An 18,359-nucleotide genomic window follows, 5' to 3' on the forward strand; every position below is an offset into this window, starting at 1 on the left:
GCAGCCAAAACCTGATTTCGCCTGATTAACAGATACAAAAAAGCGGACACCCTCCTTACGCTAACTCCGTAAGCAAGGTGTCCGCTTTAACTGAATCTAGCTTAAAGCAGGATGAAAATACCCGCTAAACATGCACTCATTAGGTTTGCTAGCGTACCAGCAGCTACAGCTTTCAAACCTAAGTTTGCCACTTCAGCACGGCGCTCTGGTGCCATAACACCGATTGAACCTAACTGAATCGCGATAGAACCAATGTTAGCAAAGCCACATAGAGCAAAAGTCACGATTACTTGGCTGTGTTCAGATAGTAAAGCTTTGTTCTCAACGAAGTCGATGAAAGCAACAAACTCGTTCATAACGATCTTCTGACCGATGTAAGAACCTGCCATCAATACTTCATCACTCGGAATACCGATTAACCATGCTAAAGGCGAGAACAGGTAACCGAAGATAGCTTGCAGCGTAATACCCGCAAAACCGAACGTTTCACCTAGGCTTTCTAGGCCAGTGTTGACCATCGCAATCACACTCACGAAAGCAACTAACATAGTACCAACCGCTACCGCAACCTTCATACCATTCATCGCGCCGCTTGCCAATGCATCAATCACGTTGCTTTGGTCAGCTTTATCTAGTTCGATATGGTCGTAATCACTTGGTGTGCTGCGCTCAGGAACGATGATCTTCGCCATTAACAGGCTGCCCGGAGCCGCCATAAAGCTTGCAGCGATAAGGTATTTAAGCTCAACACCAAGGCCAGCATAACCACCAAGTACACTGCCCGCTACCGACGCCATACCACCTGCCATTACAGCAAACAGTTCCGAACGAGTCATAGACTTTAAAAAGGGACGAATTAGAAGAGGAGACTCACCCTGAGAAAGGAAGATATTACCTGTAGCAACCAGAGATTCAGCTTTACTTGTACCCAGCAGTTTTTGCACCGCTCCGCCCAAGATTTGAATCACTTTTTGCATGACGCCTAAGTAATAAAGCGCAGAAATCAAAGCACTGAAGAAGATAATGATTGGAAGCACGCGAACCGCGAAAATGAAGCCTTCTGTAGCAAGGTCACCGAAAAGGAATGCGATACCAACGTCTGCAAAACCAAGCAGGCTAGAAACACCATTACTTAGGCTTGTTAGCGCCAATTGTCCCCATGGGAAATACAATACTAAGGCTGCAAAACCGATTTGAAGTAATAGTGCACGAGAGACCGTTTTCCAGTTAATTGAAGAACGACTTTCAGATAACAGGTACGCGCAAGCAATCAGTGCAAGAACACCGACAAAACCAAATAGAATATTCATAATGTGTCCTAGTAATCCTTAAAGAGTGAACATGAGCCAAGCAAATGACATCAAAGGAACAGGACAAAGAACCGCAAGCAAAACGCTACGCGATGAAGGAGCTAACAGGGTTAGCGAATGTAACAACGAGTTGTTCATGTAAAAAATCACCTTATACAAGCAGTGGAACGTAGCTGGTCCGGTCCGTGGGGTCATTCACATATCCATGTGACGGCTTGTATTGGCTAAGCACCGGCTTAAAACCGGAAGAGAAGTATAAACAGTTAAGTGAGACTTTCATCACATTTTTTGACGCAAACGATCGCGCGGTCAAGGATTAGCCAAAACGTATTGTTTATCGTCGTTTTCGTGCTTCAAAACTGTAAACAATCTGTAGGGAGTTGAATTTGTAATGTTAAGTCTTTAAGTGTGTGAGCGTAATCACTCGGTTAATTCTGTGTGATTCTTACTACTTTTCTGTGCTCTGCCTCATTTCCAGAGACTTCAAGATTCATCTTAAGTTTAGATGCGTATATACTTTGTGTGATCTCACCAAATAATTATCTATAAAATACCAATAGAGCTGATTAGATATAACAGCCATCGAGACTAAGAGAGGAAACACGTGAAGAAAATGGAAGCTCCGCACGACATGAACAATGGAGCTAGATTCAAAACAAATAGACACGGCTATGTGACAGTAGTTGAATATTATAATACCTATACTGTTATTGTCGCGTTTGAAAATACCGGAAATATCCGCGCTATTAGTGCGGCGAAATTACGTACAGGTCAACTCACCGATCGTTCTGTTGCGCCTGAATCAATTATGATTGGTGAAAAGGTTGAATCGGTTAAACACGGGATACTAACCATTACTCAAGTTGAATCTGAAAATATTGTGGTACTGACCAATGCCAATAACGAAGAAATTAGAATGTTATTGCCTGCCGTACAGAAAATGAAAGATAAAACTGAAGAAGTCGACAGTGAAAATGTTGCCTCACCAAAACCAACCTCTCTTAGCCAACTGACTAAAAGAAATAAAAAGACCAAAGACGTTAATAGCATGCTTAAGAAAATGCTTACTGACTACGGTCGATACGATTAATTCTCTATTTTCTACAATAAAGCCTCTATAGATTTATATTCTGATATAAAAATTAATTAAGCCCGCCTTTCTCAATAAAATACGTTGCATATTCGAGTGAAAAGTTAAATTTGATCAAAGTCTCACTCTGGATCTTTACTACAAATTAACGAGATCTCCGTCACAATCTCATTTTAGCTTTGTGATGGAGATCTTATTGAAATCTGAATATTTCCATTACTATGCTCTCACACAATAAGAGAACGAAGTTTCTCAACCCCTAAAATCCAATTGAGACAAATATTATGAAAAAGATTCTTGTAGTTTGCGGTAACGGCCTTGGTACTTCTCTAATGATGGAAATGGCAGTAAAAGAAGTCGCTAAAAAAATCGGTTTCGAAGCAGAAGTTGATCACGAAGATCTATCATCTGCAGCATCAAGCAATGCGGATATTTGGGTTGCAGCAACAGACGTTGCAAACCAACTAAAAGACGCTGGTAAAGAGAACATCATCAGCCTTAAAAATATTTTTGACAAAGCATCAATTGAAGAACAACTAAAAACTTTCATGTAAGGTCAAAATTATGCAAAACTTTTTCGAGTTCATGCTCGGCTTATTAAAAGAGCCGGCGATCATGGTAGGTTTAATTGCTTTTATTGGCTTAGTTGCACAAAAAGCAGATGTTTCTACCATTCTAAAAGGCACAATTAAAACCGTAATGGGTTTCCTAATTTTAGGTTTTGGTGCTGGCGCTCTTGTTGGTGCACTAAATAACTTCTCAGTTGTATTTACTGAAGCATTTGGCGTAAGTGGTGTTATTCCAAATAACGAAGCAATTGTTGCACTAGCACAAGAAGCATTCGGTTATGAAATGGCTCTAATTATGTTCTTCGCATTCGTTGTGAATATTTTATTGGCTCGTATTACTCCTTTAAAATATATTTTCTTAACGGGTCACCACACAATGTTCATGTCTATGCTGGTAGCGGTAATCCTGTCTACAGCTAACATCGAAGGCACTGCTCTAGTTGCAATCGGCTCGATCATTGTGGGTTCACTGATGGTTATCATGCCTGCACTTGCTCAAAAATACACAGAGAAAGTGATGGGTACTGATCAGTTGGCGATGGGTCACTTCTCAACGTTCTCATACTTAGTATCGGGTTACATTGGTAGCAAGTTTGGTGACACTTCAAAATCAACAGAAGACATCAACGTACCTAAGAGCCTAATGTTCTTGCGTGATACGCCCGTTGCTGTAGCAACAACAATGGCCATCTTCTTTATGTTTGCTTCAATTGTTGCTGGCGGTGACTTTGTTGAAACAGTATCAAACGGTCAGAACTGGGTAGTATTCACCTTCATGCAGTCTCTTGTGTTTGCCGGTGGTGTTTACATCGTACTGCAAGGTGTGAAGATGCTGATAGCTGAAATCGTTCCTGCATTCAAAGGTATCTCTGACAAACTCGTACCGGGCGCAAAACCTGCTCTAGACTGCCCTATGGTATTCCCTGTAGCACCAAACGCGGTACTTATCGGTTTCCTTTGTTCTTTCGCTGCTGGTCTACTAGCAATGGCAGTTCAAGGTGCACTTGGCTGGACAATCATTGTAGCTGGCGTAGTTCCACACTTCTTCGTAGGTGGTGCAGCAGGCGTTTACGGTAATGCGACAGGCGGTCTACGTGGTGCAATTCTCGGTTCATTCACGCAAGGTCTGTGTATCTCTTTCCTACCAATGCTACTGCTTCCTGTACTGGGTGGCCTTGGTCTTGAAGCGACAACGTTTGCTGACTTCGACTTCGGTGTTGTTGGTCTTATCCTAGGGTGGATTGTTTCATGAGCTTATTCGATTTAATTGGTAACCAAGGCGTTATCATCAACTCTGAAGAGAACCTAACGGTTGATGCTGCGATAGATGTGACCTGTTCAACACTGCTAGCGAGCAACAAAATCGAAGCAAGCTATGTTGAAGCTATCAAGCAAAAACACAAGGACATTGGCGCGTACTATGTTCTGGCACCAAAGATTGCGATGCCTCATGCTCGTCCTGAAGATGGTGTGAACGAAGCATCACTGCAAGTAACGGTATTCAAGAAGGGTGTTGATTTAGAGTCAGAAGACAACGGTGACGTTTACCTTTCGATTACTCTGGCGGCGATGGACTCAGATAGCCACATCCATACGATTATGGCGCTATCAGAGTTGTTCCAAAATGATGATGACATTGATGCCATCATCGCAGCGGAAACTGAGCAAGCGATCATCGAGATCTTAAAACGATACTAATCTCGATCTAAAGATCCTGATAAGCCCCCATGAAAAAAGCGATAGCCTCGGCTATCGCTTTTCTGTTTTTGGTGCTTGGTCATTTCTCATCGAGTATGAGTTAAGGCATCACACCTCGAAAGCATTCAATGGCGTTAAAACGCGTACATTCGTTTGTCTGTTGATAATTCAAAGCAATATTGCGCGTGTTTATTAAGGCACTCAAACACTTCTCGATCCAACTTAAAGTTATCAACGTGGTCCGTCAAAATAGCGAGAGTCTCTTCTAACGTCATACCTGCACGATAAGGGCGAGACTGAGTTAGCGCTTGAAACACATCCACCACAGCAACAATTCGACTGGGTTGATCCAGCTCTTCCGCCGTTTTGCCCATTGGGTAACCCGAACCATCCAATCTCTCATGATGATTAGATGCCCACTGACAAACCTGAGGTGAACTGAACAACTCCTGCAGTGCGAATCGAGTGTCCGTTGCATGGCGTTTAATACAGCAATACTCTTCTTCAGTAAGTAAATCCGGCTTATGCAGAATGTCATTAGGGGTTTGCAGTTTACCGATATCATGAACCAACCCAGCCAGATAGAGTTTACGCTGAGTGGTGTAGGAATAACCCAGCTGTTTGGCGAGGTATTCAGAGAGCTGCCCAACCTTCAACGAGTGCTTAAAGGTAAACGAACTTTTGGTATCAACAACGTTAGCGATAAATTCAGCAAAGGCCACCGTCTCATCCAACGACATCTGTTGTGAGAAGAATGGCACAGGCTCAAAATTATCCCTCATGTTCTCGATGTATGGGATCTCCATAGAAAACCAGAAATCATCTAAATCAACCAACTCACACATGTGTTGCACAAGGTTGGTTTCGAACATCTCATCCGCTTGTTCAGTCAAACGTTCAATGATGCTCGCTTTGCCATCGGGTGTTAGGTTTCCATAACGATCAGAAGAAGTTATGCCGTATAAATAATCGACCCTATCGGCAAGCATCACGATGGCAGCCAACTCTTTTTCTAACTCGCTGATATGAATAGCCTTTAGTTCAGACCACGGAGTATGATGATAAAGCACCGGCTTAGCGAATATAGAAAGAACCGGGCACTCTTTTAAGATTTGATAGCCCTTTTGGCAATGGTGGTAGCTTGAGTCAGGTACAAACCCAGACGTTAAGCTGAGCTGTTCATCAATTTGCGAGACACCACAGTCGTGAATCAAGCCTAACGAAAACGCGAGCTGCGCTTGCTCTTCTTCCCACCCTACACTCAGAGCACATCGATACGCGATGTAGCCCACTCTCTGTCCATGATTTTTACTTTCGAAACCGACGTTATCAAGCGCCTTAGCAATACCGAATAGAGCCTTCCTTAGGTCCACGGTCACGTCCTGGCAATGTTGATTCATTATTTAAGCCTAGCATTTTTATAGTTTTTATATATTTAGGCCGCTAATACTAATGCATAGCTAATGATTATATACACAACTATTGTAAGGTTTAATGAGTTTCGTGATAGATCTAACGTATCACGGAAAATTCGTGCTACAAGTGGTTGCATATTAAAAATCATGCGACATTATAGCCTGCCGACTAAGATTCGCTTAAATTAAGCAGCCATAAGAAAAGGAAAGACATGTTTAAAACGGTTATCGACAACGAACTCTCCATCGCATTGGTTGAAGAGAGCTTCGCTTCTCACTACGCGGAAATCTCACAAAGTCAGAATGAGTACCTAAGCCAATGGCTCGTGTGGCCGCCACATTGTAAAACCGAGCAAGACTTTAGGATCTTCATCCAACGCTCGCTACACGATTATGCGGAAGGGAAAAGCATGACCTGTGCAATCGTGTATCAAGACAAGGTCGTCGGTAACTGTAGTTTCAATACCATTGATCATGATAAGCAAAAGGTGACCATAGGTTATTGGTTATCTGAGACATACCAAGGAAAGGGGATTGTGACGCGCGTTGTCCAGAAGCTGATTGATATTGCTTTCAATGAGTTAGATATGGAAAAGGTAGAGATATCAGCAGCAACCGGTAACCAAAGCAGCCGCAAGGTTTGTGAGCGCTTACATTTCACGTTAGAAGGTATCATCACGCGTAACGAGAATTTGAATGGTCGCATCGTTGACCACGCTATTTATGGCCTTCATCGCTCTAAGCTCTAAGCTCTAAGCTCTAAGCTCTAAGCTCTAAGCTCTAAGCAGTAGTAACTAAAAAGTCACTCGCTTGTAAATCGGAATATGAAAAAGCCACGGTATTAGTCCGTGGCTTTGTTATTTGACGAGCCTGAACAGCTCTTAAAGCTACAGCTTATGTGATTTTTGGAATCACGATACTGAACTTGGCACCACCATGGTTGCTGTCGTCGATTTTGATATCCCAAGAAAGCTTTTTAGCCGCCGATAGAGCAATCGCGAGGCCTAACCCCAATCCACCGGTGGTCGACGTTCTGCTTGAATCTAATCGAGAGAACGGTAAAAATACCTCATCACGCTTATTCTCCGGTATTCCAGAACCATTGTCTTCAATCACCACCAGCCAGTTTTCTGAGTTTTCATCTAACGTCATCCACACTTGGTCTTGTGTGTAATTACCCGCATTCTTGAGAACGTTATCGAACACCAAGCGCGCCATTGAACAGTCACATTTTATCGTGCAGTTTTTCTGAACCTTAGAGTCAAAGGTGGCATTCTCTAGTTTCGAGTAACGAATTCGGTCTAGGCAATACTCACGAAGATCGGAGGTCACTTTAACGAGTTCAAAGAAAGAGTTATCCATGACATTCAACTTCGACAGCATGATGATTTCTGACGTGAGTTCGTTGATATCCTCAATGTAGGTATCAATATCATCGAAAAGAACCTGATGATTATCGGGTGCTCCCCTTCTTAGGATATCGGTCGCCAGCTGAATACGACTTAGCGGAGTTCTCACTTCGTGTGGGATAGCTTGAGCGAAGATATGACTTTGTTTTACTTTGCTTTCAATCTCTTCAGCCATGAAGTTAAAACTGCTGGCCAGATCAGAAACAGGATGGATGTCGTCCATGTCAGATCGAGTACTAAGCTTGCCCTTACCAAACTGCTTCTGCTTCTCGACGAGCAACTCTATTCTTTCTTGAAAACGCCTCACAGGTAAGTAAACACTTGCTCCAATCGCCACGATTACAGCCAATAACAGCCCTAACAAAAAGTGTCGTTCTGAGTCTTCATACCATTCAATGTCAGGAGAGAAGAAGTCCCCTACCTCACTGAACCCAAAGCTAAATTTAGAGTTTGGTAGCTGAAACACAGCCGAATAGAGGTTGTCATCACTAAGATATATCGGCACACCGTTTAAGGTTGTATATAGCTCACATTGTTGGCAAGGCGCCTCGCCCGACCAATTCTCCAACAGGCGTAAATTGAAGATATAAAATTGTTGGTAGCCTGTTCTATCGAGCTCTTTATAGAGTGAGTTTTCTTGATTATGTTGACGAACATACTGCTCCGCAAAGTAGATGCCATCATTGAGAAAGGTTTCGATCTCGGTGCGTCGCATGTGCCCTTCACCAAGGTTCAAAAACAAAAATATCGTTGCCGACATCCCAGTCACAATCCCAAGATATAAGCGAGCAAACATCGAAACCGAGCGAAGCTTCGTAGCAATGAACTTACGCAACCAGCATGTATCCCTTGTTGCGAACCGTACGAATCAACTGTTTGTCTTTTGCGTGAATGCGCAGCTTTCGGCGTAACCCAGACACGCGCATATCAATCGAGCGATCATTAAACGCGTAATCAATTCCTCTAAATAGCTGACAGCACTGGTCTCGAGTCACGACCTGACAGATGTTATTAACGAGAAGGTTTAAGATTTCAAATTCAGCAGAAGTAAGCTTGAGGTTTTGGCCATAGAGCGTGGCACTTTGAGCAGAGCTGTTGATTACAATATCGCACTGTTTTTCAGCCGTAGTTTCTTGCGCAGTTGTTACGGGAGCCGCTCGACGCAATAACGCTTCAATTCGCGCTAACAAGGCATGGCCACGAATCGGCTTGGCAACGTAATCGTCCGCACCAAATTTAAACAAGCTGACCTCGCTCATTTCATCGGCGGAAGCCGTCAGCACTAAAATCATTCCATTGTAAAACTCACGGGCTTGACGGCAAATCTGCGCACCGCTCATCCCTGGAAGCATCAAGTCCAACAGCACTAAATCAGGTTCAATACTGCGAATTGCTTCAAGTGCCAAGTTCCCTTCATGAACAACGCTAACATTGTAACCTTCGGCTTCGAGGTAAAGCGTCGTTAAACGAGCTATCTCTTGGTCATCTTCAACAATGAGCACTTTGGTTTTCGACATTCCTATCACCAGTATTTATTAAAAGCGAGGGCAGTATATATACTGGTCATAGATCATCAATATTGCGATCAGAGCCCTACATTTACCGTACGCAAAACATAGTAATCACTTTTGTACATACACGTTTACAAAATAGAGAAGCAACAACCGGTGCGCCTTGGTTTATCAAGGTTTTCTCCTTCAGAGCACATTATTTGCTGTGTTTTAATCGCCTACCGCCCGCTTACATTTGCTTTATTTTCTTACGCGCACTTACATTTGAGGTGTTTACAAAACCCAATCAAACCAACTATCCATACACCAATGACATAACAGTTAATAGCACTGCAAATCTCAATTTTACTAGATTAAAAATTCAAACAAATAGACTTACAAGTAAAGGTAATCGATTACCTAGACCCACACTCAGAGCTTTCCATTTTTCATCGTGAGGTAGATCCTGTTAAGAAATACCTTCTTAAAGTAACATTTACCCAATTAATGAATAGATTCAACATTACGCAATAATCACTTCCACAGGGCCCATTTTAAGATGAATAAAACGCTTTCACTGTTACTGACCACCACCGCTTTAGTTTCAACACCAGTCATGGCAGACACCAATAAACAAGAAATGGTGAACCAGATTCAAGCGCAAGTCAGTTCTTGGATAGACATTCAGGTAACACCACAAAGCAGCATTATTCAAAAGATGGTCTTCAACTGTGAGTTCTACAGTGCAACGCCTTACATTAAGTCACCAGACGGAAGCGAGAGTAGTTCTGGCTCATACCGCTTTTACGCACATAACGGTGTATTGGGCTCGATGACAGAACCCTTCACCACTCAACCTCTACCTGAGTTGACGATGTGCCTGAAAGAAGAGTTCGTGGTGACCAACCAAGATGAAGCACAGCTATTATTTGAAGCTATCGAAACGGTCTATCCAAACCACTCTATGTTTGATGAGAACTTTCCTAAAGAGATCATCCAAAAACCAAATGGTTGGCACTTCATCGACGGAGAGATTTTTGATGATAAGAAAGGCTACGTCGTCGAAAGTACCCCTGAAGGTAAATTGACCAAAATCATCCGCTCACTGAACCTTTAACACGCTGTTTCTTCTGTAGCACTTTGCTGTTCTGTAGATCATTACGGTTCTTCAAAACAGCTTCTTAATGCGATTAAAGGCCAGAATTAAATTTGAGACGCGACCACCGAACACATGATTTCGGTGGTTGCTGTTCGACCAAAATATCAGTTCACCGAGTTCAATATGATGACAAGTTATCAACCCTTCGAGCATCTCCAGTGTCCAATTTGGATATATGACATTGATAATAAGAGAATAACTTGGGCAAACAGCAGCGCCCTTCCTCTGTGGGAGTCTGAATCTCTATTTGAGCTGACATCTCGCGACTTTAGTGTCGAGATGTCAAAAGCAATCGAAGCGACATTGGAAGAGTACCAAAGGCAATTTCTACGCAACGAAAGCATCAAGACATGGTGGAACTTCACTCCCAACTACATTTCGAAGCGTGCATTATGTCTGTTTTCTGGGATCCCATTGCACGATAGTCGAACGGGTATGTTGGTACAAGTCGTCGCTGAAGAAGGAAGCTTAAGGCACGACCTCGCTTGCTCTGATGGTGCAAACCTCTCCCTTCTGTTTAATAAATCGGGAAGCGTAGTGAGTGCTAACTCCGCATTTTTTCACAACTACGGCTCACCGTTTAGCACTCTATCCGAATTCGTTTCGAGTGAAGAGAGAGCAGCACAATGGCTGTTTACCGTGCGTAAAGGCCGAGAGATATTAGAAGAAGTCAGCTGCGAAATAGATGGCAAGACACACCACTTTGATGTGCAAGGAAAGTGGCTCTTTGATAAAAGCGAATTGCTGTTAAACCTAACCTGTACAACTAAGCAAAAAGAGAAACTGATAAAAGCCAGGTACAACGCTGAACACGACTGTTTAACGGAGCTTTATAATCGCCGTGGGATCACCAAGCTTCTAGAAACCAGCATTGCCTATCGCTCACCGTTTGAATTGATGTTTGTCGACCTTGATGGCTTCAAATTAGTTAATGACACTTATGGGCACACTGTCGGAGACCAACTACTCAAACAGGTTGGTGAACGCCTTAAACAGTTGGTTGATGAGAAATGCATGATCGGGCGATTTGGTGGCGACGAATTCATTGTTATTGCCCACACCTGTCGAAATCAAAATATCCCACTACTCTGTTCTCGTATCATTGATGCATTAAACCGAAGTTTCCATATCAGAGGCATCGGCAGTTTGTCTGTCGGTTGCAGCATAGGTACTGCGCATTTCCCTGATAACGCGGTTGACCAAGAAACATTGCTAAAGCAAGCAGGCATGGCGATGCATCTTGCAAAAGCGAATGGTCGAAACCGCTTCCAAACGTTTACCCCAGACTTAGCGCAAACCCTGCATCGCAAAGTAGAGATCCGCCACCGACTGGCACGCGCCATAGAAAAAGACGATCTCAACCTTCACTATCAACCGATCATGAACACCAACAGCGACAAGGTGAAAGGGTTTGAAGCCTTGCTTCGATGGTCAGATAGAGAGCTAGGTAACATCGGCCCTGATGAGTTTATTAGCTTAGCGGAGGAGACTGGACAGATTGTACCGCTCGGGAAATGGGTTCTTAACTCTGCACTAAAACAGTTATCAGTATGGCAACGTGAGTTTGATAGTGAGTTGATGATGAGTATCAATATTTCGAGTATTCAGATGCACGCTACCTTTGCCGAGCAGCTATTAGCAATGTTGAACTTCTACAATATCCAACCTCAAAGCATCGCCCTTGAGATCACCGAATCTTCCATGATCTTCAAGCACGGTGAAGTCAGGCAAGCATTAAGCGATATTTCTAAATTGGGTGTTGAACTTCACCTTGATGACTTTGGTACAGGCTACTCGTCACTGTCGATGTTGCATGACTTACCAATTAGCACCGTAAAACTTGATAAAAGCTTCGTCCACGGTTCACATAAAGGGAGCAAAGCGATTGTCCAAGCCACCCACGCTATCTGTGAAAAATTGGGGTTAAAAGTGGTTGCTGAAGGTGTCGAAACCGAAACGCAAAAAGCGTTCTTAATCGATTGTGGATACGAGTATCTTCAGGGATTTTTATTTAGTAAGCCAATTCCCTCAAATGAAGTCGAAAGTCAGTTTTTGAGTGGTCGACAATCCTACAATTAAAGACTTATTTATCAATAAATTAAGTCGTTTTAATGTTTCGTAAACAATCGGCTGCTGTGGGTGTGCACGCTTACGTATGCTTACATAGCGTTTAACAGTAAGAGAAAAGAAACTAAGCTATTGTTTATAAAGAAAATCACTTAGAAATTCACCCAATAAAACACCAAACCATTATACGTACTAACTGTAATGACTTTGGTATTTAGATTACCCTCATTCCGTCCCTTTAGCAGAGCAAATAATCGATAACCATGAACAGACAAAACGGCTTCACTCTCTTAGAGCTCATCATCTCTGTATTAATTTTAGCGGTCGTTTCGGCGACAGCTATGGTCAAGTTCTTAGACGTTCAAGGAAGTGCTCGGGCGAGCAAAATACACGATGTGGCTGGTAACCTTCGCACGGGTATCGATATGATCTACGCGAAGTCAGCAATTGCTGGCGTTGAGGATGAGTGCAACTATGTTGAAAAGACGGAGATTGAGACCTACTACGTCTGCCACGGCTATCCAATCGCCTATGTTGATTCGCTAAGAAGACTGCTCAATATCGACGCAACAGAGCTTCATGTTATCAACAAAGAAGTAGACTCTGGCAGCAATGCAGAAAGAGTAGCCGCCATCTCTTTCGACACCGAAAACTACACCTATTCGCCAGAAGGAGACTTTTGTCAGGTGCTTTATCAGCCAGAAAAAGAACCACAAATCGTGGTGCTTGATGGTGCATGTTAAATACTCAACGATTGCATGCTTTCATAGTTAGCATACAGATATCGCAACAGATCTTTGAATATCATGTGGTTGCGCTAACATTTACTCAAAAATAACACTAATTGATCTAACTTGTTACTGCTTACACTTTTAGGTAGTGCTCATGGTATAACACCAACCTCATTCATATCTTATTTTCATCACTAGCCGATGAATATTTACATGGACACATTTTTGATACATGTGTCAATAATAATCCCATTAAAATCCTTTAATCAACACCTCATGATAAAAATCATCCTTTCCCTATTTTAAATATCCCACCTTAAAGTTTCATCATTTAAAATACGTAAGAGAATAAATTAAAGTCAATTATTCAACAAATATAATAAATCCTATCATTGACCAATTTAATTTAATCACCAAACCAATAATAAAATTAAATTATATTAATATCACATAAACTGACATAATTTAATTTTATCCTGAAAAATTCTGATAAATCTGACACATCGATAATCTGAATGAATACCATCAAAAGCTACATTAGAAACCTCTAAATTCAGTCGCTAAACCTACCGCGTAGAAGCTGTGAAATGGATAAATACCAAAACAAATGGATAAATCCCCCTTACCCCTTGTAAATCATTGGCTTTCATTTATAAATTCAACTTTTGGGTGAACATCTCCATAACCTTTCATTAAAGCCCAAATTCTGCGATTAGTATCAACATCTTGAGAGAAAATGGTGACATTTTGGTTATATTATTTAGATCGAACTCTTGTGTTGAATGAAAATCCCAGCCATCACATATCCATCACAAAAATATAATAACTATCGCTTAGGAGTTGAGCTATGCACTGTTCTTTCAATATAAATAACAATAATGAGAGCTTGCAACTAATCTACAATGAAGAAAAAATATACATAAAAAGAGACAGTAATAAGATATCAGAGGAAACTCTTAATAGTAAAGAGAGTTTTGTTTTCAAATATCTTATTGAACACTCGTCAATATCAAACCCTCAATCTGCAAGAGATGTTGAAGAATCTTTTAAACTACACTTTGACGAAGAGTTTAGCTTATACGCGTTAAAAAACATTATTGCTTCTATAAGAAAGAAATATCGAAGCTTATGTAAAAAAGCGAAGGTTGATAATAATAGCGAACTTATCTCTAACCTTTACAAGGTAGGTTACTTTATCGATCTCGATAAAAGCTCAACCAACCGTATCGCACCAAAGTACGACATCAACCAGTTCAAGCCCAGCCAGTTCGAGATGTTGAAACTGATGTTCAACACCTATCATCGAGAGCTGATCAAGGCTCTGATAGCCGTGTTCACCATCTCTTCCTTTTTCCTATTCGTTGTCTACTTTTTCCAAATCCTTTATACGACGAAGATTGCGAATGAATACAGTGAGAACACCAAACATATTGCAGCCGAAGTCATGGACTACGGTTGCGATAGCCACGGGGCTGTGCACTCGCTAAGGCACTCGCTCAACCTTGATTCTGTCGTCATGACCACACCTTATGGCTCATGCTATATCTCAAAAACACGTTCTAAGATGATAGAGCTCGATCAGGTAGACGACTTCTACGATAGCGCTGATTTTGCCTATTCACGCTTCATAGATACCGAACACGACATCGAGATGATTGTTCGAATATCTAAACGCTCTATCGAAGCTCGATACAAGAACTCATTATTGCCTCTGTTAGTCGATTCTATCTCCATCCAGAAGAATGGTTACTACATCCTAAACCTTGGCGAAGAAAGTAAATCTATCTATCAAACATCCCTGCCAACCGGTGCGACCATCACCTTCTACAGTGACGATATAGTTGCGCTGTGGATTGCACTTTCTCTGATACTCGCCACCCTGCTTTATCGCTCCTATATTCTGGGCTTTGTGATCTACCTGTTTCGTTGGAAACACATCTCCTTTGAAGAAGAGCCGATCATCAACACCGAAGACAACAGCGTTCTCTATTACGAGTTGTTATCTCGTGTGCGTAACGTTGGCGTTTTAAGCTTCATCAACACCATGAGACGTACCAATTTACTCACCTTTCATACAATTTTGCTCATCGAGACGGTTAGAAAAGCGAAGTTAAACAACAGCCATGAGATCTATGGTGTCAACGTGTGCCCGAGTGCTTTGGTAGGGTCAAACTTCGCAAGGCTCAGAGAGCATCTAGCCGCGATGGAAGCGAATGAATTTGTCGTGGAGATTACTGAATATTCGAACATTGGCTATGGGTGTGAGGTTATCGATAACATTAAGGATATCAAAAAGCTTGGTATCACCATCGCACTGGATGACTTTGGTACGGGTAATAACAACATCGAAATCATCAATGTCATCTCTCCTACCTATCTAAAACTGGATCGCTGCTTTGTTAAAGATATCGAGTCAGGGGAGCACCATCAGGGTGTATTACTTAATATCTCGGAGATTGGACGCCTATCAAATATCACAATGATTTATGAAGGTGTCGAGACGCGTAGGCAGCAATATATCTTGTGTCAGTTAGGCTATAACTTACATCAAGGTTACCTGTATAGCAGGCCTAATGACTCAAAGGAGCAATAGACCTAGCCTAATAGAAATCTTGATGAGCAACCATTTCCTATTCAAATAATCATCGCTCATACAGCTGCTTGAGAGCCTACAAGGATGTAGGCTTCAAGTGTCCTCTCCACCAAACATGCTTTATCTAAACATAAAAATACACGATGCATTTTCATAAAATCCTTGCCAACTCGAATAAATAGGTTAGTGTTATACACATGTATATCACCATGCAGTTTTAATTATGACCGAATGGAAAGACGACCAGCCGATCTTTAGGCAACTTGCCGCCAAGATCAGTGACCAAATTCTTCAGGGTGTTTGGCTAGAGCTACAAGCATTGCCCTCTGTGCGTGCGGTTGCCGCCGATCTCAAGATCAACCACCTTACTGTCATGAAAAGCTACCAGCTACTGGTGGATGAAGGCTTGGTAGAGAAAAAACGCGGCCAAGGCATGTATGTGGCCGAAGGGGCACTTCAAAAATTGAAAGAGTCTGCACACCAATCATTCATCAACACACAAATCCCAGCCATCGCTGAGACGCTAAGCATCATTGATATGAGTGTCGAAGAACTCGTGAAACAGCTAGCACAACATATAAAGGACAAGTCATGAGTACTTTACTTTCCGTGAAAAACGTAACCAAAACCTATTCAAATCAAGTGGGTGTCGAGAACATCAGCTTTGAGTTAAAACCGGGGCAAGTGCTTGGACTGCTAGGCCACAATGGCGCAGGTAAATCGACTCTGATCAAATCACTGCTTGGCGGACACAGCTATCAAGGTGAGATAGAGGTTAATGGCTACCACCCTATCCACCAGCATGCAGAACTCATGCTGCACTTGTCGTACATCTCAGACGTTAACGTGTTACCCGAGTGGATGACCGTTAAGCAACTGCTTCGATACACCCAAGGTGTACACCCTAGCTTCAATAAACAAAAAGCAGAGCAGACGCTAAGCAGCACCAACATCAAGCTCTCTTCGACTATCAAGCAACTTTCTAAGGGAATGAAGGTACAACTTCACCTTGCGATCATCATCGCGACTGACACCCAAGTGTTGATCTTAGATGAGCCTACGCTTGGCCTAGATTTGCTGTACCGCGATACTTTTTATCGCCATCTACTTGAGTGGTTCCACGACGGCGAACGCGCCATGATCATTGCTAGCCATGAGGTTTCAGAGATTGAACACTTATTAACGGATGTTCTGATTTTAAAACAAGGCCATTGTGTGCTGCAAAAGAGCATGGAAGACATCGAAGACGACTATTTCATTATCGAAGTCGCAAATAACCATTCAAGCGAGATACAGAAACTCAACCCACTCACCTCACAATCCGGCCTAGGCACCACTAAGTGGTTGTTGGAAGGCCAATACAAAGCGCAGGTTGAGTCACTGGGTAACATCTATAACGTTGGTCTCGCAGACCTATTCCTTGCAACACAGACGGAGAAGGCATAATGCATCCAAGTTTTTACATGCTAGAAAAAGAACTCATCGAGCACAAAATTAACACTCGATTGCCTCTGTTTGTCGCGTTATGTGGTTTCTTGCTGTTCGTTAGTCTGTTCTTCAATGGCGCAGCGCAGCATGAGTTTTTCTTCGAAATGCAAGTGAACGGTGACGTGAGCGACATCCACAGAGAGTTCGCACAAGACCTCAATTCAGTGATCTACTTTGGCGCGGGCCTTATTTCACTGATCCTATCGACGCTTTACATCCCTAAAACGCTGCGTAAAGAGCGCCAAGAAGGCAGTTCGATGTTTTGGAGAAGTATGCCAGTATCTAACGCAATGACTCACGGCGTGAAACTCGGCTTCGGTTTAGTGGTTATTCCGGCAATCTGTGCGTTGCTTGTGCTTTTCGCCGACTTCCTATTCTGGATATTGAACGTGTCTAGCGAGCAACAACTGGCGCTACTGGTTGAGCAGCAATCCCTACTGTACGTGCTGAGCAACTGGCTCGTATTCTTTGGGAGAATGTTGTTAGTTGCACTGGTTTTACTACCACTGGCAACTGTGACCCTAGCGATTTCGCAACTGGTGAACTCTCCATTGCTTGTCATTTTTATCTCAAGCTATGCGATTAAGTTCCTCTCTGTCGCTGTATTTGGGTTCTATGGCATCAACGATTTCCTATCTCTCATCGCATCACTGCCAATGAAGGTACTGACAGCAAGCAACCCATTCAGCGCGATTGCTGAAGCGCCGATTTTATCGTTAAGTATTTACGTGCTGATTGGCGTTGGCGGTTATCTGCTGAGCCTAAAACTAAATAGGACGGACGATGTGAGCTTAAAGACGCTGTTCCAACGCTAGAGTCTATCCTAAGCACGAGCCTTTAACGGGCAGTCACATCAGGTACCAAAATCTAAATCAAAGCTTCTGAGAAATCGGGAGCTTTTTTATTATCAAGACGTTAGCGAATACGGGGATGCGAAACCAAGGAACAAGAAACAAGAAACAAGGAACAAGGAACAAACAAGTTTTAATTTGGAGAACAGGTTTAACAAACGAAGGGAAACTTAGAGGAGGTATTAATGAGCTGACATTGAATTGCATTGTTGTTAATGCCTGCCAGCTCTTTGGGGATGATTTCGTTAGTCGCCGACCAGATGAAGGTCCTTGAGAGTGCTAATGAAATCAGTTTGTTGCGTTTTACATTTTATTAAGCTTTTCAGCTTTTAAAGCTTTACGATTTAAAGCTTATTTCTTTGATGCTTCTTTTGACGTGTCTTTCCAGTATTGGATACGAACGCGATGAAGCTGTGCTCTTCTCATTTTTTTCATAAGGGATATTTCCTTTTCTTTAACTGCTCTTCATGAGCTATTTTTATTGCCAAC

General features: G+C 42.4%; 16 protein-coding genes. 12 read left to right on the forward strand and 4 right to left on the reverse strand.

Features of this window, described 5'->3' with window-relative positions; translation table 11 throughout:
• Positions 1-101 precede the first annotated feature (101 nt).
• A complete protein-coding gene (locus MSG38_RS03645; protein WP_017060598.1) occupies positions 102-1,310 on the reverse strand; it encodes a NupC/NupG family nucleoside CNT transporter in 1,209 nt (402 codons plus the stop codon).
• Between the two features lie 613 nt (positions 1,311-1,923).
• On the opposite strand from MSG38_RS03645, the gene MSG38_RS03650 reads away from it, so the two are divergent.
• The 4 genes from MSG38_RS03650 (at position 1,924) to MSG38_RS03665 (ending at position 4,667) form a co-directional block, all read left to right on the forward strand.
• Complete coding sequence (locus MSG38_RS03650) at positions 1,924-2,400, forward strand: hypothetical protein (RefSeq protein ID WP_048609093.1); 477 nt, start codon at positions 1,924-1,926, stop codon at positions 2,398-2,400.
• Between the two features lie 284 nt (positions 2,401-2,684).
• Positions 2,685-2,954 carry a PTS sugar transporter subunit IIB gene (locus MSG38_RS03655; RefSeq protein WP_017064872.1) on the forward strand — a complete coding sequence of 90 codons (270 nt, stop codon included), beginning with the start codon at positions 2,685-2,687 and terminating at the stop codon, positions 2,952-2,954.
• Between the two features lie 10 nt (positions 2,955-2,964).
• Positions 2,965-4,221 carry a PTS ascorbate transporter subunit IIC gene (locus MSG38_RS03660; RefSeq protein ID WP_048608964.1) on the forward strand — a complete coding sequence of 419 codons (1,257 nt, stop codon included), beginning with the start codon at positions 2,965-2,967 and terminating at the stop codon, positions 4,219-4,221.
• On the forward strand, positions 4,218-4,667 hold the full coding sequence (locus tag MSG38_RS03665) for a PTS sugar transporter subunit IIA (RefSeq protein WP_017070990.1): 450 nt from the start codon (positions 4,218-4,220) through the stop codon (positions 4,665-4,667). Before MSG38_RS03660 ends, MSG38_RS03665 begins: the two co-directional genes overlap by 4 nt.
• 134 nt (positions 4,668-4,801) lie before the next feature.
• On the opposite strand, the gene MSG38_RS03670 is transcribed toward MSG38_RS03665, so the two are convergent.
• On the reverse strand, positions 4,802-6,067 hold the full coding sequence (locus MSG38_RS03670) for an HD-GYP domain-containing protein (RefSeq protein ID WP_048608967.1): 1,266 nt from the start codon (positions 6,065-6,067) through the stop codon (positions 4,802-4,804).
• A gap of 227 nt (positions 6,068-6,294) precedes the next feature.
• On the opposite strand from MSG38_RS03670, the gene MSG38_RS03675 reads away from it, so the two are divergent.
• Positions 6,295-6,831 (forward strand): GNAT family protein, encoded by a 537-nt coding sequence (locus MSG38_RS03675; protein ID WP_050633186.1) that lies wholly within the window; start codon positions 6,295-6,297, stop codon positions 6,829-6,831.
• 145 nt (positions 6,832-6,976) lie between these two features.
• Here the strand turns inward: MSG38_RS03675 and MSG38_RS03680 are convergent, their stop codons facing one another.
• Both MSG38_RS03680 and MSG38_RS03685 read right to left on the reverse strand, forming a co-directional pair.
• Complete coding sequence (locus MSG38_RS03680; protein ID WP_248401015.1) at positions 6,977-8,326, reverse strand: HAMP domain-containing sensor histidine kinase; 1,350 nt, start codon at positions 8,324-8,326, stop codon at positions 6,977-6,979.
• Positions 8,319-9,008, reverse strand: coding sequence for a response regulator transcription factor (locus MSG38_RS03685; protein WP_048617038.1), 690 nt, complete (start codon positions 9,006-9,008; stop codon positions 8,319-8,321). Before MSG38_RS03685 ends, MSG38_RS03680 begins: the two co-directional genes overlap by 8 nt.
• A 532-nt stretch (positions 9,009-9,540) precedes the next feature.
• Here MSG38_RS03685 and MSG38_RS03690 point away from each other — a divergent pair.
• From MSG38_RS03690 to MSG38_RS03720, 7 genes are all read left to right on the forward strand, one after another.
• Complete coding sequence (locus MSG38_RS03690) at positions 9,541-10,098, forward strand: hypothetical protein (RefSeq protein WP_248401016.1); 558 nt, start codon at positions 9,541-9,543, stop codon at positions 10,096-10,098.
• Positions 10,099-10,212: 114 nt separating this feature from the next.
• A complete protein-coding gene (locus MSG38_RS03695; RefSeq protein WP_248367216.1) occupies positions 10,213-12,219 on the forward strand; it encodes an EAL domain-containing protein in 2,007 nt (668 codons plus the stop codon).
• Between the two features lie 251 nt (positions 12,220-12,470).
• Complete coding sequence (locus MSG38_RS03700; RefSeq protein WP_048608977.1) at positions 12,471-12,950, forward strand: type II secretion system protein; 480 nt, start codon at positions 12,471-12,473, stop codon at positions 12,948-12,950.
• Between the two features lie 835 nt (positions 12,951-13,785).
• The gene (locus MSG38_RS03705; protein WP_248367219.1) at positions 13,786-15,531 is read left to right on the forward strand and encodes an EAL domain-containing protein; all 1,746 of its coding nucleotides are present in this window, start codon (positions 13,786-13,788) and stop codon (positions 15,529-15,531) included.
• Positions 15,532-15,754: 223 nt separating this feature from the next.
• Positions 15,755-16,126 carry a GntR family transcriptional regulator gene (locus MSG38_RS03710; protein ID WP_017060587.1) on the forward strand — a complete coding sequence of 124 codons (372 nt, stop codon included), beginning with the start codon at positions 15,755-15,757 and terminating at the stop codon, positions 16,124-16,126.
• Positions 16,123-16,977: an ABC transporter ATP-binding protein gene (locus MSG38_RS03715; RefSeq protein ID WP_248401017.1), complete on the forward strand. Its 855-nt coding sequence runs from the start codon at positions 16,123-16,125 to the stop codon at positions 16,975-16,977. Before MSG38_RS03710 ends, MSG38_RS03715 begins: the two co-directional genes overlap by 4 nt.
• Positions 16,977-17,834 (forward strand): hypothetical protein, encoded by an 858-nt coding sequence (locus tag MSG38_RS03720; protein WP_248401018.1) that lies wholly within the window; start codon positions 16,977-16,979, stop codon positions 17,832-17,834. Before MSG38_RS03715 ends, MSG38_RS03720 begins: the two co-directional genes overlap by 1 nt.
• The last annotated feature ends 525 nt before the right edge of the window (positions 17,835-18,359 follow it).

Origin of the sequence: Vibrio sp. 1CM24A (assembly GCF_023161725.1) — a bacterium.
Taxonomy (GTDB): Bacteria; Pseudomonadota; Gammaproteobacteria; order Enterobacterales; family Vibrionaceae; genus Vibrio; species Vibrio coralliirubri.